The organism is Amycolatopsis mongoliensis, assembly GCF_030285665.1.
GTDB lineage: Bacteria > Actinomycetota > Actinomycetes > Mycobacteriales > Pseudonocardiaceae > Amycolatopsis > Amycolatopsis mongoliensis.
Genome location: NZ_CP127295.1, coordinates 8,781,134 through 8,800,693 on the forward strand (window position 1 = coordinate 8,781,134; position 19,560 = coordinate 8,800,693).

Sequence of the window (19,560 nt, forward strand, 5' to 3'; positions counted from 1 at the left end):
CACCAAGTGAACGTCAGACACTCTAAATATGCGTTCGGGGATACACAAGAGCGGTCACAGGGTTGACAGCCGGTCTTATAGTGAACTTTGACTTCATAATGTGAACCGAAAGGCCGCTCATGAGCTCGCGTCCCGCCATCGCCTCCGTCCTGGACGGCTTGGTCGACATGCACGTCCACTCCGGCCCCAGCCCGTTCCCCCGCCGCTTCGACCACGTCGAGGCCGCGCAGGACGGCGCGCGCATCGGGATGCGCGCCATGGTCGCGAAGTCCCACCACCACAACACCCAGATGGACGTCCTCGCGATGAAGGGCCGCCTCGCCGACGTCAAGGCCCAGGTCTTCGGCGGCATCGCGCTCAACAGCACCGTCGGCGGGCTCAACGTCCACGCCGTGCGGATGACCCTGCGCATGGGCGGCAAGGTCGTCTGGTTCCCGACCATCTCCTCCGGCCGGCACATCGACTGCCACCCCGAGGACGGCGCCTTCCCGACCACCACCGTCCCGCTGACGCTGGAGCGCATCGACATCGTCGACGGAGACGGCGTCCTCAAGCCCGAGGCGATCGAGATCCTCGACGAGATCAAGGAGCAGCAGGCCGTCCTCAACGGCGGCCACATGTACCCCGAGTACATCAAGACGCTGTTCCAGGAGGCGCACGAGCGCGGCATGAAGCGGATGGTCGTCAGCCACCCGGACTTCGTCATCGGCGCCGACCCGGCTGTGTGCCGCGAACTGATCGAGCTCGGCGCGTTCATCGAGCACGAGGTCGGCATGTACGACCCCGAAGGCACCCAGAAATGGGACCCGAAGCAGCTGCTGACCTGGATCGAGGCGCTCGGCCCGGAGCACACCGTGCTGGCCTCGGACTTCGGCCAGAAGGCCAACCCGAAGCCGGTCGACGCGTGGCTGCGCGTCGGCGAGGCGCTGCTCGATCTCGGCCTGCCCGAGAAGGACCTGCGGCGGATGGTCCGGGACAACCCGACGTACTTGCTGAACCTCGACGCCTGAAAGGACCTGCCGTGTACGAAAAGGACGATCCCCGGTCGGCGCTGGCCACCGCGGCCCGGCCCGACAGCGGCGCCGCGATCACCGCCGCGCAGTACCTCGACCTGCGCGCGACCCCGGTGGTGCGCGCGCAGAACGTCATCCTCATCCACACCGACGCCCGCGACGGCGACGACCTCGACAACGGCACCCTGGACGGCGAGCTGGCGATCGTCGTCACCGACGCCTCCCCCGCCTTCACGCTGCTGACCGGCGACGGCACCACCAAGGTGGACTCCCCCGGGCTGGTCGTCGTCCCGCCGGGCGCGTCGCGGATCAGCGTCCACGGCGACGGCCCGCTGGTCAGGCTGGTCGAGGCGACCGAACCGGCGTGGCGGGATCGTGTCGCCAACGCTGACGCGTACGCCGAGGACCACCCGCGCGTCACGCTGCTGGAACGCTGGCCGGCACCCGCCGAAGCACGCGTCCGCTTCTACCCGCTGTCCGAGGTGCCGGACGACCCGAAGCGGTTCGGGCGGATCTTCCGCACCCGCTCGTTCATGGTGAACTTCCTGCCCCTGCAGAACGGGCCGCGCGACCCGCACAAGCTCTCCCCGCACCACCACGACGACTTCGAGCAGCTTTCGCTGGCCGTGCAGGGCGAGTACGTCCACCACATCCGCACGCCGTGGCTGCCCGACAGCACCACGTGGCGCGAGGACGAGCACGTGCGGATCGGCAGCCCGTCGGTGACGGTCATCCCGCCGCCGACCGTGCACACGTCCGAAGCGAGCGACCCGGGCGTGAACCAGCTGATCGACATCTTCAGCCCGCCGCGCGTCGACTTCTCGGAGAAACCGGGCTGGGTTCTGAACGCCGACGACTACCCGATGCCGTGAGCGGGCGCACCGGGGGCGGGCTGTTCACCCGCGAGGCCACACCCGTCGGCACCTGGCTGAAGATCGCCTCGGGCGAGCCCGCCGAGATCATGGCGTTCGCCGGGTTCGACTTCGTCGTGGTCGACCTCGAGCACGCGCCGCTCGACCTGCAGACGGCGTACCGGCTGATCAATACGGCGGCCGCGCTCGGCATGACGCCGATCGTGCGGGTGCCGGACAAGACGCCGTCGACGATCCAGAAGATCCTCGACGCGGGCGCGATGGGCATCCTCGTCCCGCACGTCGACACGGTCGAAGAGGCGGCGGCCGTCGGGCGGGCGTGCCGGTTCCCGCCGCACGGCGTCCGCGGCGCCGGCGGCACCAGCCGGGCCGGGGCGTGGGGGCTGCGGCCGAACGCCGAATACCTGGCGGCCGGCAACGACGACGTCCTGTGCATCCCGCAGCTGGAGAGCGTCGAGGCGATCAAGGCCGCGCCGGAGATGCTCGCACTGGACACCGTGGACGCGGTGTTCGTCGGTGCGGCGGACCTGTCGATGTCGATGGGCTCGACGCCGACGTCGCCGGACGTGCTGGACCTGATCGCCTCGGCGATCGCGGCCGCGCACGACGCCGGGAAGCGCTGCGGGCTGGCGTTCGGCGGGGTGCCGGAGAAGGCCGCGCGGGCGGTGCGGGACGGCTGCGACTTCGTCCTGCTCAGCAACGACACGACGATGCTGGCCGAGGCCGCGCGCGGCCTGGTTCGAGCGTTCCGGGACGCGACCGCATGACGCTGTCCCTGCCGCGCACCGCGTTGTCGATCGCCGAGCTGGACGACCTGGACCATGGCGGCGTCGTGCGGTTCGTGCAGGCGCTCGAGGAGTACGGCCACCGGATGGTCTGGATCCCCGAGGTCGCCGGGCGCGAGGCGTTCACGACGGCGGCGCTGGTCCTCGGGTCGACGTCCCGCCTGATCGTCGGCAACGGCGTCGCCCGCGCGCTCGAACGCGTGCCGAAGTCGGCGGCGTCGGCGGCCCGCGACCTCGCCGCCGGCTACCCCGGGCGCTACGTGCTGGGGCTCGGGGTCAGCGGCGCGGTCCGCGAACGCGGGGTCGGACCGCTCCCCTTCCTGCGCGACTACCTCGACGGCGTCGACAAGGTGGCGCACGGGGTGCCGCGGGTGCTCGGCGCGTATTCGGCCGGGATCACCCGCCTGGCCGCCGAGCGCGCCGACGGGCTGATCACGTTCCTGGTCACGCCGGAGCACACCCGCTGGGCGCGCGAGACGGTCGGGCCGGACCTGTTCCTGTCGGTCGTCCAGTGGGCGGTGGTGGGTCACTCGCGGGCGGCGGCGCGGGAGGTCGCGCGCCGCCGGCTCGCCTACTACCTGACGCTCCCCCACCAGATCGCGAAGCTGACCCGGCTCGGCTTCACCGACGAGGACCTCGCCCCGCCGGGGTCCGACCGCCTGCTCGACGCGCTCGTCGCCTACGGCACGCCCGGCCAGGTGCGCGAGGCGGTGCGGGCGCAGTACGACGCGGGCGCCACGCAGGTCGCCTTGAGCCTGGTCGGCCCGCTGGACGAGGCGAAGCTCGACGCCTACCGCGCACTCGCCGAAGAGGAGAACTGATGCGCACGGCCGAAAAGGTCATCATCACCACCGCGATCACGGGCTCGGTGAACATCCCGTCGCAGAGCCCGTACCTGCCGCTGTCCGCCGACGAAGTGGCCGACGCCGCCCTGGCCGCGATCGAGGCCGGGTCGGCCATCGTGCACCTGCACGCCCGGGAGCCGGACGGGCGGCCGACGCCCGACCCCGACGTGTTCGAGAAGATCGTCGGGCGGATCACCGCGGAGACCGACGCCGTCATCAACATCACCACCGGCGGCGCGTCCTCGATGACGATGGACGAACGGCTCGCCGCCGCCTACCGGCTGCGGCCGGAGCTCGCGTCGATGAACATGGGGTCGATGAACTTCGTCTACTCCGGCATCGCCGACAAGGTGACGGAGTGGAAGCACGACTGGGAAAAGCCGTACGTGCTCAACACCTACTCGAAGCCGTTCGTGAACACCTTCGACAAGATCGAGCACACGCTGCGGACGCTCGGCGAGTCCGGGACGCGGTTCGAGTACGAGTGCTACGACATCGGGCACCTGTACTCGCTGGCGTACTTCGCCGAGCTCGGGCTGGCCAAACCGCCGTTGCTGATCCAGGGCGTGTTCGGCGTCCTCGGCGGGATCGGTGCCGACCACGCGAACCTGGAGCACATGGTGCGGATCGCGGACAAGCTCTTCGGCGACGACTACGCGTTCTCGGCGTTCGCCGCCGGCCGCGACCAGATGGGCTTCGGCACGCACAGCGCGTGGCTCGGCGGGCACGTGCGGGTCGGCCTGGAAGACAGCCTGTGGATCGGCAGGGGGAAGCTCGCGGAGAGCAACGCCCAGCAGGTCCGGAAGATCCGGGCGGTGGTGGAGGATCTCGGCAAGCCCATCGCCACGCCCGCCGACGCCCGCGCGATGCTGGCACTGCGAGGAGGAGGAGCATGAGCCTGCTGACCGGAAAAGTGGTCCTGGTCGTCGGGGCCAGCTCGGGTATCGGCGCGGACGCGGCGCGGGTGTTCGCCGCCGACGGCGCTTCGGTGATGCTGGTGGCGCGGCACGAAGAGCCGCTGGCCAAGCTCGCCGCGGAGCTTTCCGACCACGACGTCGCCTACACGACGGGCGATGTCTCGTCGGCGTCCGAGGTGGACGAGTTCGTCTCGGCGACGGTCTCGCGGTTCGGCCGCCTGGACGGCGCGTTCAACAACGCGGCGATGGGCGGCGGCGGACGTCTCGACGAAGTGTCCGAAGAGGACTTCGACCGGATCATGGCGGTCAACGTCAAGGGCACGTGGCTGTGCCTGCGCGCGGAGGTCGCCGTGATGGAGCGCCAGGGCTCCGGGTCGATCGTGAACGTGAGCAGCATCGGCGGCGTGCGCGGGAGTTCCGGGATGGGCGCGTACCAGGCGACGAAGCACGCGGTGATCGGCCTGACCCGCACGGCCGCCCACGACTTCGGCCCGCTGGGCATCCGGGTCAACGTGATCGCCCCGGGCCCGACGGAAACGCCGATGCTGGACGAGCTGCGCCGCACGATCCCGGGCGGCGTGGAGGCCCGCATCGCGGCAACGCCGTTGCGGAAGGTGGGCACGGGCGCGGAAGTCGGCTCGACGGCGGCGTTCCTGCTGAGCGACCGGGCGAGCCACCTGAGCGGGGTGGTCCTCCCGGTCGACGGCGGCTTCACGGCGTAGCTCGAAGTCCGTGAATGGCACATCGAGGGACGTAGAGTCCCTCGATGTGCCATTCACGGACTTCACTGGTCCGCGTACGCGCGCAGCTTCTTGCGGCACGTCTCCGGGCTGCCCACGATCAGCGAGTCCTGCGCGCTCAGGACGTCGAACACCTCCTCGTCGCGCACCTGCTCGCCCTGGAGGCCGGCATGAGCTCGGGCGCGGACGACAGGCTGAACTCCCCCGCCCGGTGCTCGACCTGCCACCAGCACCCGTAGCCCAGCTCGTCGGCGAGGACGGCCTGTTCGATGGCTTGCCGGAACCGCAGCTGTTCGTGCCCTTCGGGCCAGAGCCGTGGGTTCTGGATCTCGTTGAACAGGTCGATCTTCATCCACGGCCTCCCACACTCCACTGAGACCCACGTCACGTCGGCGTGGCTCATCGTGCCGGGGTGCCGTCCGCCTGCCATCCTGTGCCGTCAGGAAGACAGGCGGACGGAGGCAGCCGTGGGCGTCATCAGCTGGATCGTGCTCGGGCTCATCGCGGGACTGATCGCGAAGGCCCTCATGCCGGGCAAGGACCCGGGCGGCTGCATCATCACGATCCTGCTCGGCATCGGCGGGGCCTTCGTCGGCGGCTGGGTCGGCAAGACCCTGTTCCACACCGACCTCGGCACCTTCTTCGACCTGCGCACCTGGGGCCTGGCGGTCCTCGGCGCGCTGATCATCCTGGTGATCTACCGGATGGCCTTCGGCCGGAGCCGTCGCGACTGACGGCGGTCGGTCGAGGCTGACGCCGTCCGCGCTCAGCGCCCGCGAAGACCGTCACACCCAGGCATCCGCCCGGCCGGCCACGCGAGGTCGTCGATGGTCAGGAAGGGTTCGCCCAGCCGCTCGACCCGGACCAGGCCGCGGGTGCGGACCAGCCGGCCCCAGACCCAGGCGACCTCCGGGTCCGCCGCCGGTCCCGCTTCGGCGCGGCCGGCGAGCGCCGCGTCCGTCATCGCGAACCGCTCTTCCCACGAGGCCGCCTCGCTCAGGCGCTCGCCGAGCCGGGCCGCGGCGGCCCCTCGAGTTCCCTCGCGGCCTACCGCGCCGTCCCGGGCGCGCGGGTCGTCCCGCTGCCCGGCGCAGGCCACTCCCCCGTGCTCGAAGATCCGCCGCGGACGGCCCAGGCGCTGCTGGCCTTCACCGGGTCGCCCACGCCGAGCAGTACGGGCCGGCCGCGCCCGTGAGGGTCAGCCCAAGGCGACGGCCAGTTCGGCCCAGACCGTCTTGCCGGCGTCGTGCCACCACTGCCCCCACCGTCGGCTGCACGCGTCGACCAGCATCAGGCCGCGCCCGCCGCCGACGTCCGGGAGCCGCCGACGGGCCGGCCGGGAGCTGGCGTCGGTGACCTCGAACCGCAGGTGGCCCACCTCCCGGGCGAGCCGCACCCGGACCGGGGCGGCGCCGTGGCACAGCGCGTTCGACACCAGTTCGTCGAGCACCAGCACCGCGTCGGCCAGGCTGTCCGGCGCCAGGCCGGCCAGCAGGCCCTGGGCCCACTCGCGGATCAGCGCAGGCTGGTCCGCGCCCGTGCCGAGCTCGCGCGTCGGGATCGTTCTCACACTCCTTCGAAACCTGTGCTTGATACCCCGATCCGGCGGTTCCCAAACAAGCGCGGCTCGGCCCACGCGGCGGGTGCCCGGATGGCAGGATGTGCCCGGTGAGCATGCGCACCAGGAACAACGTGGTCGTGACCGGCCGTGCGGACGGACCCACGGTCATGCTGGCCCACGGGTTCGGCTGCGACCAGAACCTGTGGCGCCTCGTCGTTCCCGAACTGTCCGAGCGGTACCGCGTGGTGCTGTTCGACCACACCGGCGCCGGGCGCTCGGACCTGTCCGCCTGGACCCCGGAGCGCTACGGCACTCTCGACGGGTACGCCGACGACGTCCTCGCCCTGTGCCGCGAACTGGACCTGCGGGACGTCGTGCTCGTGGGGCACTCGGTCAGCGCGATGATCGCGGTACTGGCCGCCAACCGCGAGCCGGACCGGTTCGCGAAGCTGGTGCTGCTCACGCCGTCCCCGTGCTACATCGACGACGAGGACTACCGCGGCGGGTTCAGCCGCGAGGACATCGACGAGCTTCTCGAGGCGCTGGAGTCGAACTACCTGGGCTGGTCGGCGGCGATGGCGCCGGTGATCATGGGCAACCCGGACCGCCCGGAGCTGGGCGAAGAGCTCACGAACAGCTTCTGCCGCACCGATCCCGCGATCGCGCGCGTCTTCGCCCGCGCGACCTTCCTCTCCGACAACCGCGCCGACCTGGCGGAGGTCTCCGTGCCGACGCTGGTCGTCGAGTGCGCCGGCGACGCCATCGCGCCGCCGGAGGTCGGGCGGTTCACCCACGAGCGGATCAAGGGCAGCCGCCTGGTGACGCTCGACGCGATCGGGCACTGCCCGCAACTGAGCGCTCCCGAAGCCACCGCCGCCGCGATCACGGCGTTCGTGAGCGGCCCATGATGTGCGAAGCGAGCGGCCGCGAGAACGCCGACCCGGCGTTTTCGGCGCTGCTGGAGGACAGCGCGGAGGACCTCTACGAAAACGCTCCCTGCGGGTACCTTTCGACGCTGCTGGACGGCACGATCGCGAAGATCAACGCGACGCTGCTCGGCTGGCTGGGCCACGAACGCGAGGAGGTCGTCGGGCGCCGCCGGTTCTCCGACCTGCTCACCGTCGGCGGCCGGCTGTACCACGAGACGCACTTCGCGCCGTTGCTGCGCATGCAGGGCGAACTCGGCGGCGTCGCCTTCGAGATGAAGAAGGCGGGTGGCGGCCGGCTGCCGGTGCTGGTGACCTCGACGGTCAAGACCGGTTCCGACGGCGAGGCACAGCTGATCCGCACGACGGTGTTCGACGCGAGCGACCGGCGCGCCTACGAACAGGAGCTGCTGCGGGCGCGCGACGAGGCCGAACGCGAGCGCGACCGGGTGCAGCGGCTGGCGAGGACGCTGCAGCAGACGCTGCTGCCGCCCGCCCTGGCCGAAGTGCCCGGGATGCAGGTGGCGGCGTACTACCACCCCGCGTCGGCCGACCAGGTGGGCGGCGACTTCTACGACCTGTTCCCGGTCACCGGCGACACGTGGGGGTTCTTCCTCGGCGACGTCTCGGGCAAAGGCGCCCCCGCGGCGGTGGTGACGTCGCTGGCGCGCTACACGCTGCGGGCGGCCGCGGTCCACGCCCCGGACCCGACCGTCGCGCTCGGCACCCTCAACACGGTGCTCAACCAGCAGTTCCACGGCACCGACCCGCGCTACTGCACGGTCATCCACGGCCGCATCCGCCCGCACGGGGACAGCGCGACGGTCACCCTGGCCGGCGGCGGCCACCCGCCCGCGTTGCTGATCCGGGCCGACGGGACGACGTCGTTCCTGCCGATCCAGGGCGGCCAGCTGGTCGGCGCCCTGCCCGGCGCGCGCTTCGCCGCGGTGGACGTGCGCCTGGGGGCCGGGGACACGGTGCTGCTCTACACCGACGGGCTGACCGAAGCCCGCACGCACGGCCGCGCCCGCTACAGCGAAGAGCAGCTGCGCGACGATTTGACCGGCCTGGCCCCGACCACCGCCCCGTCGGTGATCGAGGCGGTCACCGACCTGCTGGCCGGCTTCGGCGACGGCGTCGAGGACGACACCGCCCTGCTGGCGTTCAGCATCCCCCTGCCCGGAGGCGATCAGCCATGACGAGCCCGTTCTCCACCTCGACGGCGTCGGCCGGGACGGGTCCGATCCTGACCGTCCGCGGCGAGCTCGACGTGGCCACCGCACCCCAGCTCCGCACCCGGATCGGCGAGCTCACCCTGGAAGCCGGGCAGCTGCTCGTGGTGGACCTGGAAGGGGTGACGTTCTGCGACTCCAGCGGCATTTCGACCCTCATCGCGGCGCGGAACGTGGCCGAGGCGGCCGAGGCGAAGGTCGCGCTGGTCGCGGTTCCCACCCGGCTCACGCGCACCCTCGCGCTGACGGGACTGGCGGACTTCTTCCCGACCTATCCGACGGCCGGGGACGCCATCTCCGCCCACGGCTGAGGTCGCGTCAGAGGCAGGGCGGCCGGTAGCCGTCGACGCGCAGCCCGCGGAACTCGAGCTCGTTGGGCGTCTTGCCGACGAAGACCAGGCCGCGGGCCTCGGTCAGCGCCGACGCGAACGAGTACGCCGGCGTGCCCAGCTCCGGCAAGGACGTCCAGTCGCGGGACTTGAAGCTGAAGAACTTCGTGACGAGCTTCCCGCGGGTCGAGGGCACCAGCGTGAGCCACTTGTCGCCGCCGCTCCAGTGGGAGGCCGGGCGCAGCTGGACGTAGAGGTCGCCGGTCGCGCGGTAGGTCAGCCAGAACCCGGCCGAGTGGGAGAGATCGGCCTGGGCCTCGAACTGGTTGCCGAGCCACACGACGACCACGTGCCACTCGGCGTTCAGGAACGTCACCTTCGCCGCGTACCCGTGCCCCTGGCGGACGAGAAGGTTCCCGGTGGGCGGGACGGTGGTGCCCTCGCCGCTGGCGAGCCACTGCTGCAGCCGGTCGATCGACGGCGTCGAGCACTCGCACGCGGGCCGCGACGACGCGTTCACAGGCGGGCTGACCAGGGAAAACACGAGGAGGGATGCGAAGATCGCGAGCGTCCGGGCGAAGGCGAGGCGCATGCGGGGAAGCTACCAGACCGGGTGTGCCCTGCGTCACGGAATGCGGGTGGATCTTGGGCGCTACACCAGGGGTAGGAACCGTACGAATCCCTAGGGAGGGCCATGTCCGCCACCACCACGCCGGCCGAAACGTCCACCACGCCGGTGGTGCCCGCGCTCGACGACTTCGACTTCCCGCTCACCGACGGCGCGGCCTGCCGCATCGACGACCCGGACTGCGAAGCCTGCCAGTGAGCCCGGCGCCCCGGTGCGGTCACCCCGCACCGGGGCCGGGCCCGGCGGTCCGGGTGACCGGCGCGAACTCCGCTCGCCCGGCTGCCGACTTCCCGGGACACTACGAGTGCCCGGGTACGACCAGGGTGCGTCCCCGGAGCCGGGGCACGGTGGTCTCGAGCGGCGAAACCCGCCGCGACGCAGGAGAGGAGTTCCGATCATGGACATGAAGCTCGAGGTCGTGGTCCTGCCCGTCGCCGACGCCGACCGGACCAAAGACTTCTACAAGGCCCTCGGCTGGCGCGAGGACGCCGACATCGACTTCGGCGCCTCGCGGATCGTGCAGCTGACGCCGCCGGGGTCGGCGGCGTCGGTCCACTTCGGCACCGGCATCACCGACGCCGCCCCCGGCTCGGTCCGGAACACCTACCTCGTCGTCGAGGACATCGAAGCGGCCCGCGCGGAGCTCGCCGGCCACGGGGTCGACGTCAGCGAGGTGTTCCACCGCGACGAGACCGGTGCGTTCGCCCCGGGCGTGCACCCCGACCGCGGCACGTACTCCTCGTTCGTGTCGTTCGCTGACCCGGACGGCAACACGTGGCTGCTGCAGGAGATCACGGCCCGGTTCCCCGGGCGGGTCGACGGCGTGGCGTACGGTTCGGCGGCGGAACTGGAACGGGCGCTGCGCGAAGCCGCGGCCGCGCACGGCGAGCACGAGAAGGAGACCGGGGAGTACGACGCGGAATGGCCGGTCTGGTACGCGCGGTACATGGCGGAGCACCAGGAGGGCTGAGCCACGGCGGCGTTCTTGTCGGTGGTGCGCGGTAGCGTCCGGCGCATGGCACTTTCGGCAGCGGAACGCGAGCAGTTCCTGGCAGAACCGCACATCGGCGCGCTCTCGGTCACCGAGCGACCGGACCGCGCGCCGCTGACGGTTCCCCTTTGGTACCAGTACACGCCGGGCGGTGAGCTCTGGGTGCGCACAGTGCCGGGTTCGCGCAAGATGAAGGCGATCGACGCGACGGGGCGGTTCAGCCTGATGGTGCAGCGAACCTCGCCGACGGTCCGGTACGTGTCGGTGGAGGGACCGGTGACCAGGACGGAACCGGACAGCCCGGAGAGGGCGCACGAGATGGCGGCGCGGTACCTGCCCGAGGAGAAGGTGGCCGGGTTCCTGGAGTTCGAGCGGACGCGGATCGGGGAGCACATCGCGGTGTTCCTGCGGCCGGAGCACTGGCTTTCGTCGGACATGGGGGCGTTTTGACCGGCGCGGTGCGGTGTCCGCATCGGACTGAGCCGGGGCCGCCGGCTCGCCCGATCCTGACGAGGTGCTCGAGCTTCGCGAGGCAGTGAAGCCGCGCGGGTCACCACCCGCTCAGTGGTAGGGCGCCTCACGCGGTGCCGGCCGCGCCCGTGGAGCCTGCGGTCGTGGCGCCTGGGCTCGCGGCGCCTGAGCTCGCGGCGTCTGGGTTCGCGGCGTCTGGGCCCAGGGTGCCTGTCCCCGCGGTGCCTGCGCCCGCGACGGGGGCGGCCCCGTGCGCCGCGCCGGTGGCCGGGCCGCTGCCGGGCGAGGCGCGCGCTCCCGCGGCTCCGGATCCGGCTCGGGCTCGCGCGCCGGTGCCCGGGATGGGCGGTTCGCCCACGAGTCGAACAGCACGATCAGCCCCGCGAACACCGCACAACCCAGCCCCAAAGCCACGTTGACCAGCGACCCGATGATGCCGGCCACCAGCAGCACCGGCAGCACCGCCATCAGGCAGAACGGGTCGATCCGGCCGAACTTCGGGCGGGACGGCCCCTCCCGGGGGCTCACCGCGCGACCTCCACTTTCCCTCGCGCCATGGTCGAAGTATGCAGCTCCCAGCCCGAACCGGCCACCACCAGCGCCCGGAACTCCGGACAAAGCGCGCGAATCACAGCTCGGAGTCCCGCAAAGCCGTCTCGACTTCCCCGCCGGTGAGCCGCCGGGGGCCGACGTAGTACAGCACCGCCCCGGCCGCCAGCTCCGCCTCCCAGCCCGGGTTCACCACCAGGTCTTCACCCGTGCGCGCGGCCAGCACCGTCGCCCCGTACGCACGGCCGAGTGCGATGCGGCACCGGGACGCCGGCAGCCGGCCGAGGGACTCCGGGAGCGCCACCGAGAACGTGTCCGCTCCCCCGGCCGTCATCAGCTCCGCGTAGACCTCCGCGATACCCGGCGAAGTCAGCTCCTCGGTCACCATCCGCGGCGTGTGCCATTGGACACAGCGGATCCGCGGGTTCACGTACCGCACCAGCGCCGCCCGTTCGAGATCACGCAGCGTGACCACGACGTGCGACGCCGGGCTGGCGTGGTCCACCGTGACCGCGACGGCCAGCGCCTCGTTGTCGTCGGCCATGTCGACCAGGACGGCAGCCGCGCGCGGCACGCCCGCCCGGGCCAGCACCTCGGCGGCCGTCGGCTCGCCGCGGACGAACTCCACCGGCTGTCCCGGCATCGGGTGCACCGGCACCTCCGCGCAGAGCACCAGCCCGGTCACGCCGTCGGCCAGCAGCTGGGCCACGATTCGCTCGGTGCGCCCGGCCGCGTACCCGACCAGCACCGTGTGCCCGGTCGCCCGCACCGGCTCCGTCCCCTGCATCCGCCGTCCCTTCGCCTGTTCCAGCACCGAAGCGAGCTTCGTGAACACCGTCGTGAGCGTGGCGAGCCCGCCGACGATGACGTACGCGCCCACCAAGTGCCCGGTGAACGTCTCCGGCGCGAAGTCGCCGTACCCGACCGTGGTCGTGGTGACGACGAAGTACCACCAGTAGGTGCCGGGCCGGACGAGCTCGCTGCCGGCCGGTTCGGCGAGCGCCATCAGCGGCCAGCTCGTCGCGAACACGACCACCACCACGGCGACCGGCAGGAGCCAGCCCCGGTTCGGCATCCAGCGCGCGAACAGCCGCGAGAGGAAGAACGTCACCGATCCTCCTCACCGGACTCGGGTCACGGTCCCGACACCTGATCACACGGTGCTACCAGGCACAACGGTCTTTACCGGACCGTGACGGCGGTCCGGGCCGCCGGACAGGAACGGACAGGATTCCCGCGTTCCCCGGGAAGAACTCGCGTTCCGTGGTGCACTGTCCCCGGTCCCCCGGGCGCAGAAAGAGGTACGCGCATGAGGAAACGGGTCGGTTCGGGATTCTTCGCCGTGGTTGTCGCGGGCGGCGTCATCGCCGCTCCGTGGTCCACGAGCCCGGCGGCGGCGAGCCCGCCCCCTCCGCAGCTCGAGTTCGCGAACCCCGCGAGCCAAGCCCTGTTCGGCACGGCCTACCGCGAAGCGCTGGACAACCTGCTGCGCACCAACACGATCGGTTACGACCCGAAGTACGACAAGAGCGGCCTGCTCGACCCGGCCACCGGCATCGTCCGCGCGGGCGGCGGGTACGACCAGCCGTGGACGCGCGACGCCTCGATCAACAGCTGGAACGCGACCAGCCTCCTCGCTCCCGCCCTGGCGGAGAACACACTGTGGGCGGTCGTCGACAAGGACGCCGGTGGCGCCCTGCGCGTGCAGCAGGACGACCAGCAGTGGGACCAGGTCGTCTGGGCGACCGCCGCGTGGCACCACTACCTGGTCACCGGCGACGGCGGGTTCCTGGAAAACGCCTACCGCGCAACGGTGAACACGCTGGCCCTCCGCGAACACGCCACCACGGCCGGCTTCAACGCGAAGTACGGGCTCTTCACCGGCCCGTCGTTCTTCAACGACGGCATCGCCGGCTACCCCGCGCCGCCCGCCGACGCGACCGAGTCGGTCAGCACGGGCAGCGCGCCGTGGCCGGGTGTCGCGAGCGGGATGTACCTGAGCACCAACGAGGTCTACTATTCCGCCTACGTCAACGCGGCGAACATGGCGGAGAAACTCGGCCGTCCCGGCGCGGAGATCGCCGGCTACCGGACCAAGGCGAACGCGCTGAAGACCGCGATCAACCAGCACTTCTGGAACGCGAACACCGGCCTCTACGACTACCAGCTGCTCGCCGACGGCACCCGCGGCGCCTACCAGGAAGGCACCGGGCTGGCGTTCGCCCTGCTCTTCGGCATCGCGAACCCGGCGCAGGCCCGGTCGATCCGCGCCCACGCCCAGGAGATGCCGTGGGGCATGCCCGACACCTTCCCGAACTGGGACCGCTATCCGGACGCGCAACTGGGCCGGCACAACGCGATCGTCTGGCCGCTCGTGCAGGGGCTGTGGGCCAAGGCGCTGGCCGGGCAGGGTGACCAGAGCGCCTTCGCGGCCGAAACCGCGCGCCTGGCCAAGCTGGCGGACGACAACAGCGGCTTCTGGGAGATCTACAACGGCCACACCGGCGTCGTGGACGGCGGCTACCAGCGGCTCGGCGACACCGTGAAGTTCCACTGGGGCTCCGAACCCGACCAGACCTGGTCCGCCACCGCGTTCCTCGACATGGTCCACACCGGCCTGTTCGGACTGAGGTTCACCGACCGCGGCCTGACGTTCGCGCCCGACCTCCCCGCGGGCTGGGGTGACGTCACCCTCCGGAACCTCAGCTACCGCACCGCGAACCTGACGATCGCGCTGCGCGGCGCGGGCACCAAGGTCAGCTCGGTCACGATCGACGGCAGGCCCGCGCCCGGCGCCGCCGTCCCGGCCACGCTGAGCGGGAGCCACACCATCGCGATCACGCTCACCGGTGCGATCACCGGCGACCGCGACGGCGACCAGGTGCCCGACGCGGCCGACCGCTGCGCCGACACCGCGGGCACCGTCGGCGGCTACCCGGCGCCCGGCCACCTCGAGGCGGAGGACGCGGTCAACACCGGCGGTGTGAAGACGAACGTCAACCACACCGGCTACTCCGGCCGCGCGTTCCTCGACGGGCTCTGGTCACCGGGCGCGGCGTCGTCGTTCACCCTGCACCGCACGGCGGAGGCACCGACGTCGGGCGCGATCACCGTGCGCTACGCCAACGCCAACAGCGACACCCGCACGATGACGCTGTCCGTGGACGGGCACCCGCTTCGGCAGGTGAGCTTCCCGAAGGTCTCCGACAGCTGGGACGCCTGGGGCACCGTGACCTTCGCCGACGTCCCGCTCGGCGGCCGGGACCCGGTGGTCACCTTGTCGTACGCGCCGGGCGACACCGGTTCGATCAACCTCGACTGGGTGGCCGCCACGCTCGCCACCCGCTGAGCCCGTCACCCGAACCGGTGAACCCGCCGCGCGGCCGTCATATCCGGGACGACGTCCCCTCTCGTTCTTCGTCGCGGTGGCCGGGCGGCACGCCCCCCGACCGGCCGGCCACCGCACACGTTCCCCCGGGCCCCGCATACTGGGCGGGTGAGCGAACCGATCCCGCTGTTCCCCGTCACCCGCGTCGATCCCGAGCGGTTCGCGGCTGCGCAGCACCGCCTCTTCACCGGGATGCGGCTGCGGATCGGCCGGTCCGGCGTCGCCCACCGGGTCGCGTGGGTGCCCTGGCTCGACGAGCTGACCCTGCCCGCGCCCGCCTGTCACCAGGGGTGGTCCGGGCTCGGGGCCGCGGGCGAGATCACCCCGACCGACCTGCCGGTGACCTGCCGCAAGTGCCTGCGCCTCGGCGGCGAACCGGACGATCCCGCCCAGCACACCCTCTTCGCGCTGCCGGAGCGACGTTGACCGGTTAACCCCGGTCCGGCCGGGTACTTCGAGCGGATGACGGAGAACCGAGACCCCGGCGGGCCGGTCCGGCAGTTCACCGCCGACCTCGTCGGGGCCGCGATGGCCGGGGCGTACGACCAGGTGGCCGACGCGCTGGGCGTGCTCGCGCGCGCCGACGCGCCGCACGTCCCCGCCGAGATCGTCGGGGAGCTGGTCGGCCGGTGTGCGTCCGCGGTCCGCGCCCGCCGCCCGGCCGACCCCGGGTCGATCTTCACCATCGTCGTGGCGGACGACCAGTCCCGGCTGGTCGAGGTCGACCGGCTGCCGCCCGGCCCCCTGGCCGCGCTGCGCGCCCTGCTCGCCTCCCTCGGCGGCGACGACGCGAGCCGCGACATCCAGGTGGAGCTGGCCACCCGCGGGCGGCCGGAGGACGTCGTCGGCGTCGTGATCCACCTGCTCGTGTGGCTCGTCGAACTGTCGTACAGCTCCGAGACGGCACTCCCGTCGCTGAGCTGTTTCACCCCCTGACCGCCCGTCCGGCTCGCCGCCGGCGAAAGGAAGCCCGATGAGCACGGAGCCGGACGGCACGATCGAGGTCAGCGGTTCCGCCGGTGGGACGGTGATCGTCCGGGCGCAGGGCGCGCCGTCGGCGGAGGGCCTCGCCGCCGCACTGGCCACCGCGGCCGGCGACGCGGGGACCGTGCTGGTCGACCTCACCGGCGTCGACCACTTCACGACCGAGGCCGTCGCGGCGCTGATCCCCCACCTGCAGGGCGCCGGCTGCCGGGTGACCGTCACGGCGTCAGCCGCGGTGGAGGGCAAGCTCGCCCGGCTCGGGCTGGCCGGAATCGTCACGCCGGCCACGAAGTCCGTTACCTGAGGGCGCCCACTTCCTCGTCGATCAGCAGGCCGGGGTCGAACCCCATGCCGGCGAAGTGGCCGGCCAGCTCGAGCGAGAGCACGCCGTGCAGGCGCGTCCAGAACGACAGCGCGCGGTGCAGCACCGCGGCCGCCGCGGGATAGCCGCCTGCCCACTCGCGGTGGTCTCCCAGGTGGGTGTCGAACGGCGTCGCCGGTGCGTCCGCCGGCCGCGCCCCGCAGGCTTCGACGAGCACCGCCATCACTTCGTTCGAGATCTCCGTGGTGTCGTCCGGGGCGTGGTAGCCGGGGACGGGCGTGCCGTAGATCAGGAAGTACCGCTGGGGGTCCTCGCGGGCCCAGTCCCGGATGACGTGCGCCAGTCCCGCCAGGTCCGCCCCGCCGTCGCGGGCCGCCCGGACGGTGTCGGCGAGACTCCGGTACGCGTCACGGATGAGCGCGGTGACCAGCTCGTCCCGGCCGGCGAAGTACCGGTAGAGCGCGGGCCCGCTCATCCCGAGCTGCTTGGCGATGGCGTTGAGCGACAGGGCCGGCACGCCCGCCTCGGCGATCTGCGCCCACGCGTGCTGCTTGATCTCCGCACGCACCTGCGCCCGGTAGCGCTCGCGTGAGCTCGGCCCCGCGTCCGTCATGAGCGACCCCTTCCGGTTGGTTAGAGGCTATCACTTTTCTTATTGACACTCAGCAGCGGTTCGTTATAGCTTCTAACTACAGCAAGAGCTACTAACAGCCGAGGAGAAGCCGCCATGTTCGAGACCACCCGGCTGCGGTCCGCCCTGCTCGCCGTCCCGCTGGCCGCCGCGGCCCTCTTGGCCGCCGCCCCGGCGGACGCGGCCACCACGGCCCCGCTGACCTGCCGGGGCCAGGGCATCGACCCCGCCGCCCGGCTGCACCACCGGACCGAGACGTTCGTGAAGGCGCCGCCGAGCACCGTCTGGAAGGTGCAGACCGGCGTGGCAGGGTGGCCGGAGTGGCAGGCCGCGGTCACCAGCGCGCAGCGACTGGATCCGGGGCCCCTGCACCCGGGTTCGCGGTTCCGCTGGACGACGCCGGCACCGGCGACGCCCTCCTCCCCCGCCACCACGCTCGTCATCACGTCCACCGTCGGCCAGGTCCAGCGCGACCGGTGCATCCGCTGGACGGGCCCGGCGATCGGCGACGGCCTGCGCATCGACCGGGGCGTCCACGTCTGGACGTTCACCCCGGCCCGGGGCGGTGTCGTCGTCCGCACCGAAGAGAGCTGGACCGGCGCCCAGATCGAGGCCGATCCCGCCACGGCCATCAAGTACCTCGCGCCCGGCCTCGACCGGTGGCTGGCCGACCTCAAGACCGCCGCCGAAGCCCACCCCTGCTGATTCGAAGGAGAAGAGCGATGTCCACACCCACTCGCCCGTCGAAGGCCGTGCTCGCCGCGGCGTGGGCGTTCCCGATCATGGTTCTCGGGCAGTTCGCGCTGCTCGCCGGCATCCCGGTCGCGATCGTGCTGACCCGAACCCGGCGTTCCCGTGCGGCCCGCCGGTGGAGCGGCCTGTCGGCGGCGGCCTACGTCATCCCGCTGGCGGTCTGGCTGCCCGGGCCGAGCACGGCACCGAGCCTGTCGAAGTCCCTGAGCCCGGTGGCCACCGGAGTCGTCGCGGCGGCGGGCGCCGTGGCCGCCGCCGGGTTGCACCTGGTGCGACGGCGCGCCGTGGCGCCGGCCGGGAGCCGGCCGGCGCCGGATGCGCGGGAAACTACTTCGTGTAGGTGAGGCAGTTGGCGGAATGCCCGGCCTCGCCCGGTCCGACCCGGACGCTCGAGGCCGTGCACTCCAGCGAGGAGTTGTGCCGGCAGTCCGCGCGGGAGCAGGCGCCCACCTGGGCCACGACGCGGTCGAGGCCGCCCTTGGTGTTCAGCGGGACGAACGTGCCGCAGTCGGCGGACCCGTTGTCGCCGCCGACGGTGATGGCGAAGGCGTGGCAGCCGTCGTGGTTGTAGGAACAGCCGCTGACGGTGCATTCGTGCACGGCGGGCATCTCGGTGGTGGTCATGCGCGACTCCTGGATCCGTGGTGGGAATACAGTTCGGTGCCCCGAAACTGCCACCGGGCCCGGGGTCGCGCAATTCACCGCAACTCACCCGGGTGATCCACTCCGCACGCCCGGGTGAGAACCGCTTGCCGTGTCCGGGGGACGCCCGGCCGCCTCAGCGCAGCGGCTCGAGCGCCTTCGCCAGCGGCTCCAGCACGGCCGGCGTGTGCGGCGGCGGCAGGTACACGATCGCGAGGTCGAGGCCCGCTTCGCCGAGCGCCTCCGCTTCGGCCGCGACCTTGGCGCAGTCGCCGTCCGGGCCGAGGCGGACGTGCGAGGACAGCGTGATCTCGGCCGGGTCGCGGCCGATGTCCGCGCAGTGGCGGTGCAGCACTTCGCGCTTGTGGGCGAACTCTTCCGGGGTGCCGCCGACGAAGTTCCAGTGCTGGGCGTACTTCGCGGCCGTGCGCAGGGTTCGCTTCTCGCCGCTGCCGCCGATGCAGATCGGCGGGTGCGGCTTCTGCACGCCCTTCGGTTCGCAGCGGGCGTCGGTCAGCTGGTAGTGCTCGCCCTGGAAGGTCGTCGTCTCCTGGGTCAGCAGGCCGACGAGCACCTCGCAGCCCTCTTCGAAGCGGTCGCTGCGGTCCTTGACGGAGCCGAGCTCCATGCCGTACGCGCCGGACTCTTCTTCGTTCCAGCCGGCGCCGATGCCGATCTCGAGGCGGCCGCCCGAAACGATGTCGAGGGTCGCGGCCATGTTCGCGAGCAGCGCCGGGTGGCGGTAGTGGATCCCGCTGACCAGCGTGCCCAGCCGCAGCCGCCGGGTGGCCTGCGCGAGCGCGGTGAGCGTGACCCAGCCTTCGAGGCACGGCCCGGTCGAATCGGAGAAGATGGGATAGAAGTGGTCGAAGGTCCAGCCGGATTCGAAGAGCTCGATTTCGTCGGCGGCCTGCCACACGGCGAGCATGTCCGCCCAGACGGTGTTCTGGGGCGAGGTCTTGATGGCGAATCGCATGATCG

General features: G+C 71.9%; 28 protein-coding genes. 19 read left to right on the forward strand and 9 right to left on the reverse strand.

Features of this window, described 5'->3' with window-relative positions; translation table 11 throughout:
- Nucleotides 1-119 precede the first annotated feature (119 nt).
- From QRX60_RS42185 to QRX60_RS42210, 6 genes are read left to right on the forward strand one after another with little or no spacing between them, the layout of a single operon-like run.
- Nucleotides 120-1,010 carry a DUF6282 family protein gene (locus QRX60_RS42185; RefSeq protein ID WP_285997065.1) on the forward strand — a complete coding sequence of 297 codons (891 nt, stop codon included), beginning with the start codon at nt 120-122 and terminating at the stop codon, nt 1,008-1,010.
- Nucleotides 1,011-1,021: 11 nt separating this feature from the next.
- Nucleotides 1,022-1,885: a cupin domain-containing protein gene (locus QRX60_RS42190; RefSeq protein WP_285997066.1), complete on the forward strand. Its 864-nt coding sequence runs from the start codon at nt 1,022-1,024 to the stop codon at nt 1,883-1,885.
- Entirely contained in the window at nt 1,882-2,652 is a 771-nt protein-coding gene (locus QRX60_RS42195) for an HpcH/HpaI aldolase family protein (protein ID WP_285997067.1), read from the forward strand. Before QRX60_RS42190 ends, QRX60_RS42195 begins: the two co-directional genes overlap by 4 nt.
- A complete protein-coding gene (locus QRX60_RS42200; protein WP_285997068.1) occupies nt 2,649-3,491 on the forward strand; it encodes an LLM class flavin-dependent oxidoreductase in 843 nt (280 codons plus the stop codon). Before QRX60_RS42195 ends, QRX60_RS42200 begins: the two co-directional genes overlap by 4 nt.
- The gene (locus QRX60_RS42205; protein WP_285997069.1) at nt 3,491-4,411 is read left to right on the forward strand and encodes a BKACE family enzyme; all 921 of its coding nucleotides are present in this window, start codon (nt 3,491-3,493) and stop codon (nt 4,409-4,411) included. The genes QRX60_RS42200 and QRX60_RS42205 overlap by 1 nt, the downstream gene beginning before the upstream one ends.
- A complete protein-coding gene (locus QRX60_RS42210) occupies nt 4,408-5,154 on the forward strand; it encodes an SDR family NAD(P)-dependent oxidoreductase (RefSeq protein ID WP_285997070.1) in 747 nt (248 codons plus the stop codon). The genes QRX60_RS42205 and QRX60_RS42210 overlap by 4 nt, the downstream gene beginning before the upstream one ends.
- A 136-nt stretch (nt 5,155-5,290) precedes the next feature.
- Here the strand turns inward: QRX60_RS42210 and QRX60_RS42215 are convergent, their stop codons facing one another.
- Nucleotides 5,291-5,524: a hypothetical protein gene (locus tag QRX60_RS42215; RefSeq protein WP_285997071.1), complete on the reverse strand. Its 234-nt coding sequence runs from the start codon at nt 5,522-5,524 to the stop codon at nt 5,291-5,293.
- Nucleotides 5,525-5,639: 115 nt separating this feature from the next.
- On the opposite strand from QRX60_RS42215, the gene QRX60_RS42220 reads away from it, so the two are divergent.
- Nucleotides 5,640-5,906 (forward strand): GlsB/YeaQ/YmgE family stress response membrane protein, encoded by a 267-nt coding sequence (locus tag QRX60_RS42220; RefSeq protein ID WP_247023841.1) that lies wholly within the window; start codon nt 5,640-5,642, stop codon nt 5,904-5,906.
- Nucleotides 5,907-5,938: 32 nt separating this feature from the next.
- Here QRX60_RS42220 and QRX60_RS42225 read toward each other — a convergent pair whose 3' ends face one another.
- The gene (locus QRX60_RS42225; protein WP_285997072.1) at nt 5,939-6,271 is read right to left on the reverse strand and encodes a hypothetical protein; all 333 of its coding nucleotides are present in this window, start codon (nt 6,269-6,271) and stop codon (nt 5,939-5,941) included.
- 99 nt (nt 6,272-6,370) lie between these two features.
- Nucleotides 6,371-6,742: an ATP-binding protein gene (locus QRX60_RS42230; RefSeq protein ID WP_285997073.1), complete on the reverse strand. Its 372-nt coding sequence runs from the start codon at nt 6,740-6,742 to the stop codon at nt 6,371-6,373.
- A 98-nt stretch (nt 6,743-6,840) separates the two neighbouring features.
- Between QRX60_RS42230 and QRX60_RS42235 the strand changes: the two genes are divergently transcribed.
- From QRX60_RS42235 to QRX60_RS42245, 3 genes are read left to right on the forward strand one after another with little or no spacing between them, the layout of a single operon-like run.
- Nucleotides 6,841-7,641 (forward strand): alpha/beta fold hydrolase, encoded by an 801-nt coding sequence (locus tag QRX60_RS42235; RefSeq protein WP_408630174.1) that lies wholly within the window; start codon nt 6,841-6,843, stop codon nt 7,639-7,641.
- Nucleotides 7,638-8,858: a PP2C family protein-serine/threonine phosphatase gene (locus QRX60_RS42240; protein WP_285997074.1), complete on the forward strand. Its 1,221-nt coding sequence runs from the start codon at nt 7,638-7,640 to the stop codon at nt 8,856-8,858. Before QRX60_RS42235 ends, QRX60_RS42240 begins: the two co-directional genes overlap by 4 nt.
- Complete coding sequence (locus QRX60_RS42245) at nt 8,855-9,202, forward strand: STAS domain-containing protein (protein WP_285997075.1); 348 nt, start codon at nt 8,855-8,857, stop codon at nt 9,200-9,202. Before QRX60_RS42240 ends, QRX60_RS42245 begins: the two co-directional genes overlap by 4 nt.
- A gap of 7 nt (nt 9,203-9,209) precedes the next feature.
- Here QRX60_RS42245 and QRX60_RS42250 read toward each other — a convergent pair whose 3' ends face one another.
- The gene (locus QRX60_RS42250) at nt 9,210-9,812 is read right to left on the reverse strand and encodes a hypothetical protein (protein ID WP_285997076.1); all 603 of its coding nucleotides are present in this window, start codon (nt 9,810-9,812) and stop codon (nt 9,210-9,212) included.
- 102 nt (nt 9,813-9,914) lie between these two features.
- On the opposite strand from QRX60_RS42250, the gene QRX60_RS42255 reads away from it, so the two are divergent.
- From QRX60_RS42255 to QRX60_RS42265, 3 genes are all read left to right on the forward strand, one after another.
- Complete coding sequence (locus QRX60_RS42255; RefSeq protein ID WP_285997077.1) at nt 9,915-10,046, forward strand: hypothetical protein; 132 nt, start codon at nt 9,915-9,917, stop codon at nt 10,044-10,046.
- 199 nt (nt 10,047-10,245) lie between these two features.
- Complete coding sequence (locus tag QRX60_RS42260; RefSeq protein WP_285997078.1) at nt 10,246-10,818, forward strand: VOC family protein; 573 nt, start codon at nt 10,246-10,248, stop codon at nt 10,816-10,818.
- A gap of 45 nt (nt 10,819-10,863) precedes the next feature.
- The gene (locus QRX60_RS42265; RefSeq protein ID WP_285997079.1) at nt 10,864-11,289 is read left to right on the forward strand and encodes a pyridoxamine 5'-phosphate oxidase family protein; all 426 of its coding nucleotides are present in this window, start codon (nt 10,864-10,866) and stop codon (nt 11,287-11,289) included.
- Nucleotides 11,290-11,400: 111 nt separating this feature from the next.
- Here QRX60_RS42265 and QRX60_RS42270 read toward each other — a convergent pair whose 3' ends face one another.
- Nucleotides 11,401-11,838, reverse strand: a complete 438-nt coding sequence (locus tag QRX60_RS42270) for a hypothetical protein (RefSeq protein ID WP_285997080.1) — start codon at nt 11,836-11,838, stop codon at nt 11,401-11,403.
- A gap of 100 nt (nt 11,839-11,938) precedes the next feature.
- The gene (locus tag QRX60_RS42275) at nt 11,939-12,970 is read right to left on the reverse strand and encodes an ion channel (protein WP_285997081.1); all 1,032 of its coding nucleotides are present in this window, start codon (nt 12,968-12,970) and stop codon (nt 11,939-11,941) included.
- Between the two features lie 198 nt (nt 12,971-13,168).
- Between QRX60_RS42275 and QRX60_RS42280 the strand changes: the two genes are divergently transcribed.
- The 4 genes from QRX60_RS42280 to QRX60_RS42295 all read left to right on the forward strand — a co-directional run bounded on the left by QRX60_RS42280 (nt 13,169) and on the right by QRX60_RS42295 (nt 16,535).
- A complete protein-coding gene (locus QRX60_RS42280; protein ID WP_285997082.1) occupies nt 13,169-15,208 on the forward strand; it encodes an MGH1-like glycoside hydrolase domain-containing protein in 2,040 nt (679 codons plus the stop codon).
- A 147-nt stretch (nt 15,209-15,355) separates the two neighbouring features.
- A complete protein-coding gene (locus tag QRX60_RS42285; protein WP_285997083.1) occupies nt 15,356-15,673 on the forward strand; it encodes a hypothetical protein in 318 nt (105 codons plus the stop codon).
- 36 nt (nt 15,674-15,709) lie between these two features.
- Nucleotides 15,710-16,183: a hypothetical protein gene (locus QRX60_RS42290; RefSeq protein WP_285997084.1), complete on the forward strand. Its 474-nt coding sequence runs from the start codon at nt 15,710-15,712 to the stop codon at nt 16,181-16,183.
- Between the two features lie 37 nt (nt 16,184-16,220).
- Nucleotides 16,221-16,535, forward strand: a complete 315-nt coding sequence (locus tag QRX60_RS42295) for an SRPBCC family protein (RefSeq protein ID WP_285997085.1) — start codon at nt 16,221-16,223, stop codon at nt 16,533-16,535.
- On the opposite strand, the gene QRX60_RS42300 is transcribed toward QRX60_RS42295, so the two are convergent.
- On the reverse strand, nt 16,528-17,166 hold the full coding sequence (locus tag QRX60_RS42300) for a TetR/AcrR family transcriptional regulator (protein ID WP_285997086.1): 639 nt from the start codon (nt 17,164-17,166) through the stop codon (nt 16,528-16,530). The two genes, QRX60_RS42295 and QRX60_RS42300, sit on opposite strands and share 8 nt — an antisense overlap.
- Before the next feature lie 114 nt (nt 17,167-17,280).
- Between QRX60_RS42300 and QRX60_RS42305 the strand changes: the two genes are divergently transcribed.
- The gene (locus tag QRX60_RS42305) at nt 17,281-17,889 is read left to right on the forward strand and encodes an SRPBCC family protein (RefSeq protein ID WP_285997087.1); all 609 of its coding nucleotides are present in this window, start codon (nt 17,281-17,283) and stop codon (nt 17,887-17,889) included.
- A gap of 17 nt (nt 17,890-17,906) precedes the next feature.
- Nucleotides 17,907-18,281, forward strand: coding sequence for a hypothetical protein (locus tag QRX60_RS42310; RefSeq protein ID WP_285997088.1), 375 nt, complete (start codon nt 17,907-17,909; stop codon nt 18,279-18,281).
- On the opposite strand, the gene QRX60_RS42315 is transcribed toward QRX60_RS42310, so the two are convergent.
- Together QRX60_RS42315 and QRX60_RS42320 are read right to left on the reverse strand one after the other, a co-directional pair.
- The gene (locus QRX60_RS42315; RefSeq protein WP_285997089.1) at nt 18,265-18,561 is read right to left on the reverse strand and encodes a DUF1540 domain-containing protein; all 297 of its coding nucleotides are present in this window, start codon (nt 18,559-18,561) and stop codon (nt 18,265-18,267) included. The two genes, QRX60_RS42310 and QRX60_RS42315, sit on opposite strands and share 17 nt — an antisense overlap.
- 154 nt (nt 18,562-18,715) lie before the next feature.
- The gene (locus tag QRX60_RS42320; protein ID WP_285997090.1) at nt 18,716-19,555 is read right to left on the reverse strand and encodes an LLM class F420-dependent oxidoreductase; all 840 of its coding nucleotides are present in this window, start codon (nt 19,553-19,555) and stop codon (nt 18,716-18,718) included.
- Between the last annotated feature and the right edge of the window lie 5 nt (nt 19,556-19,560).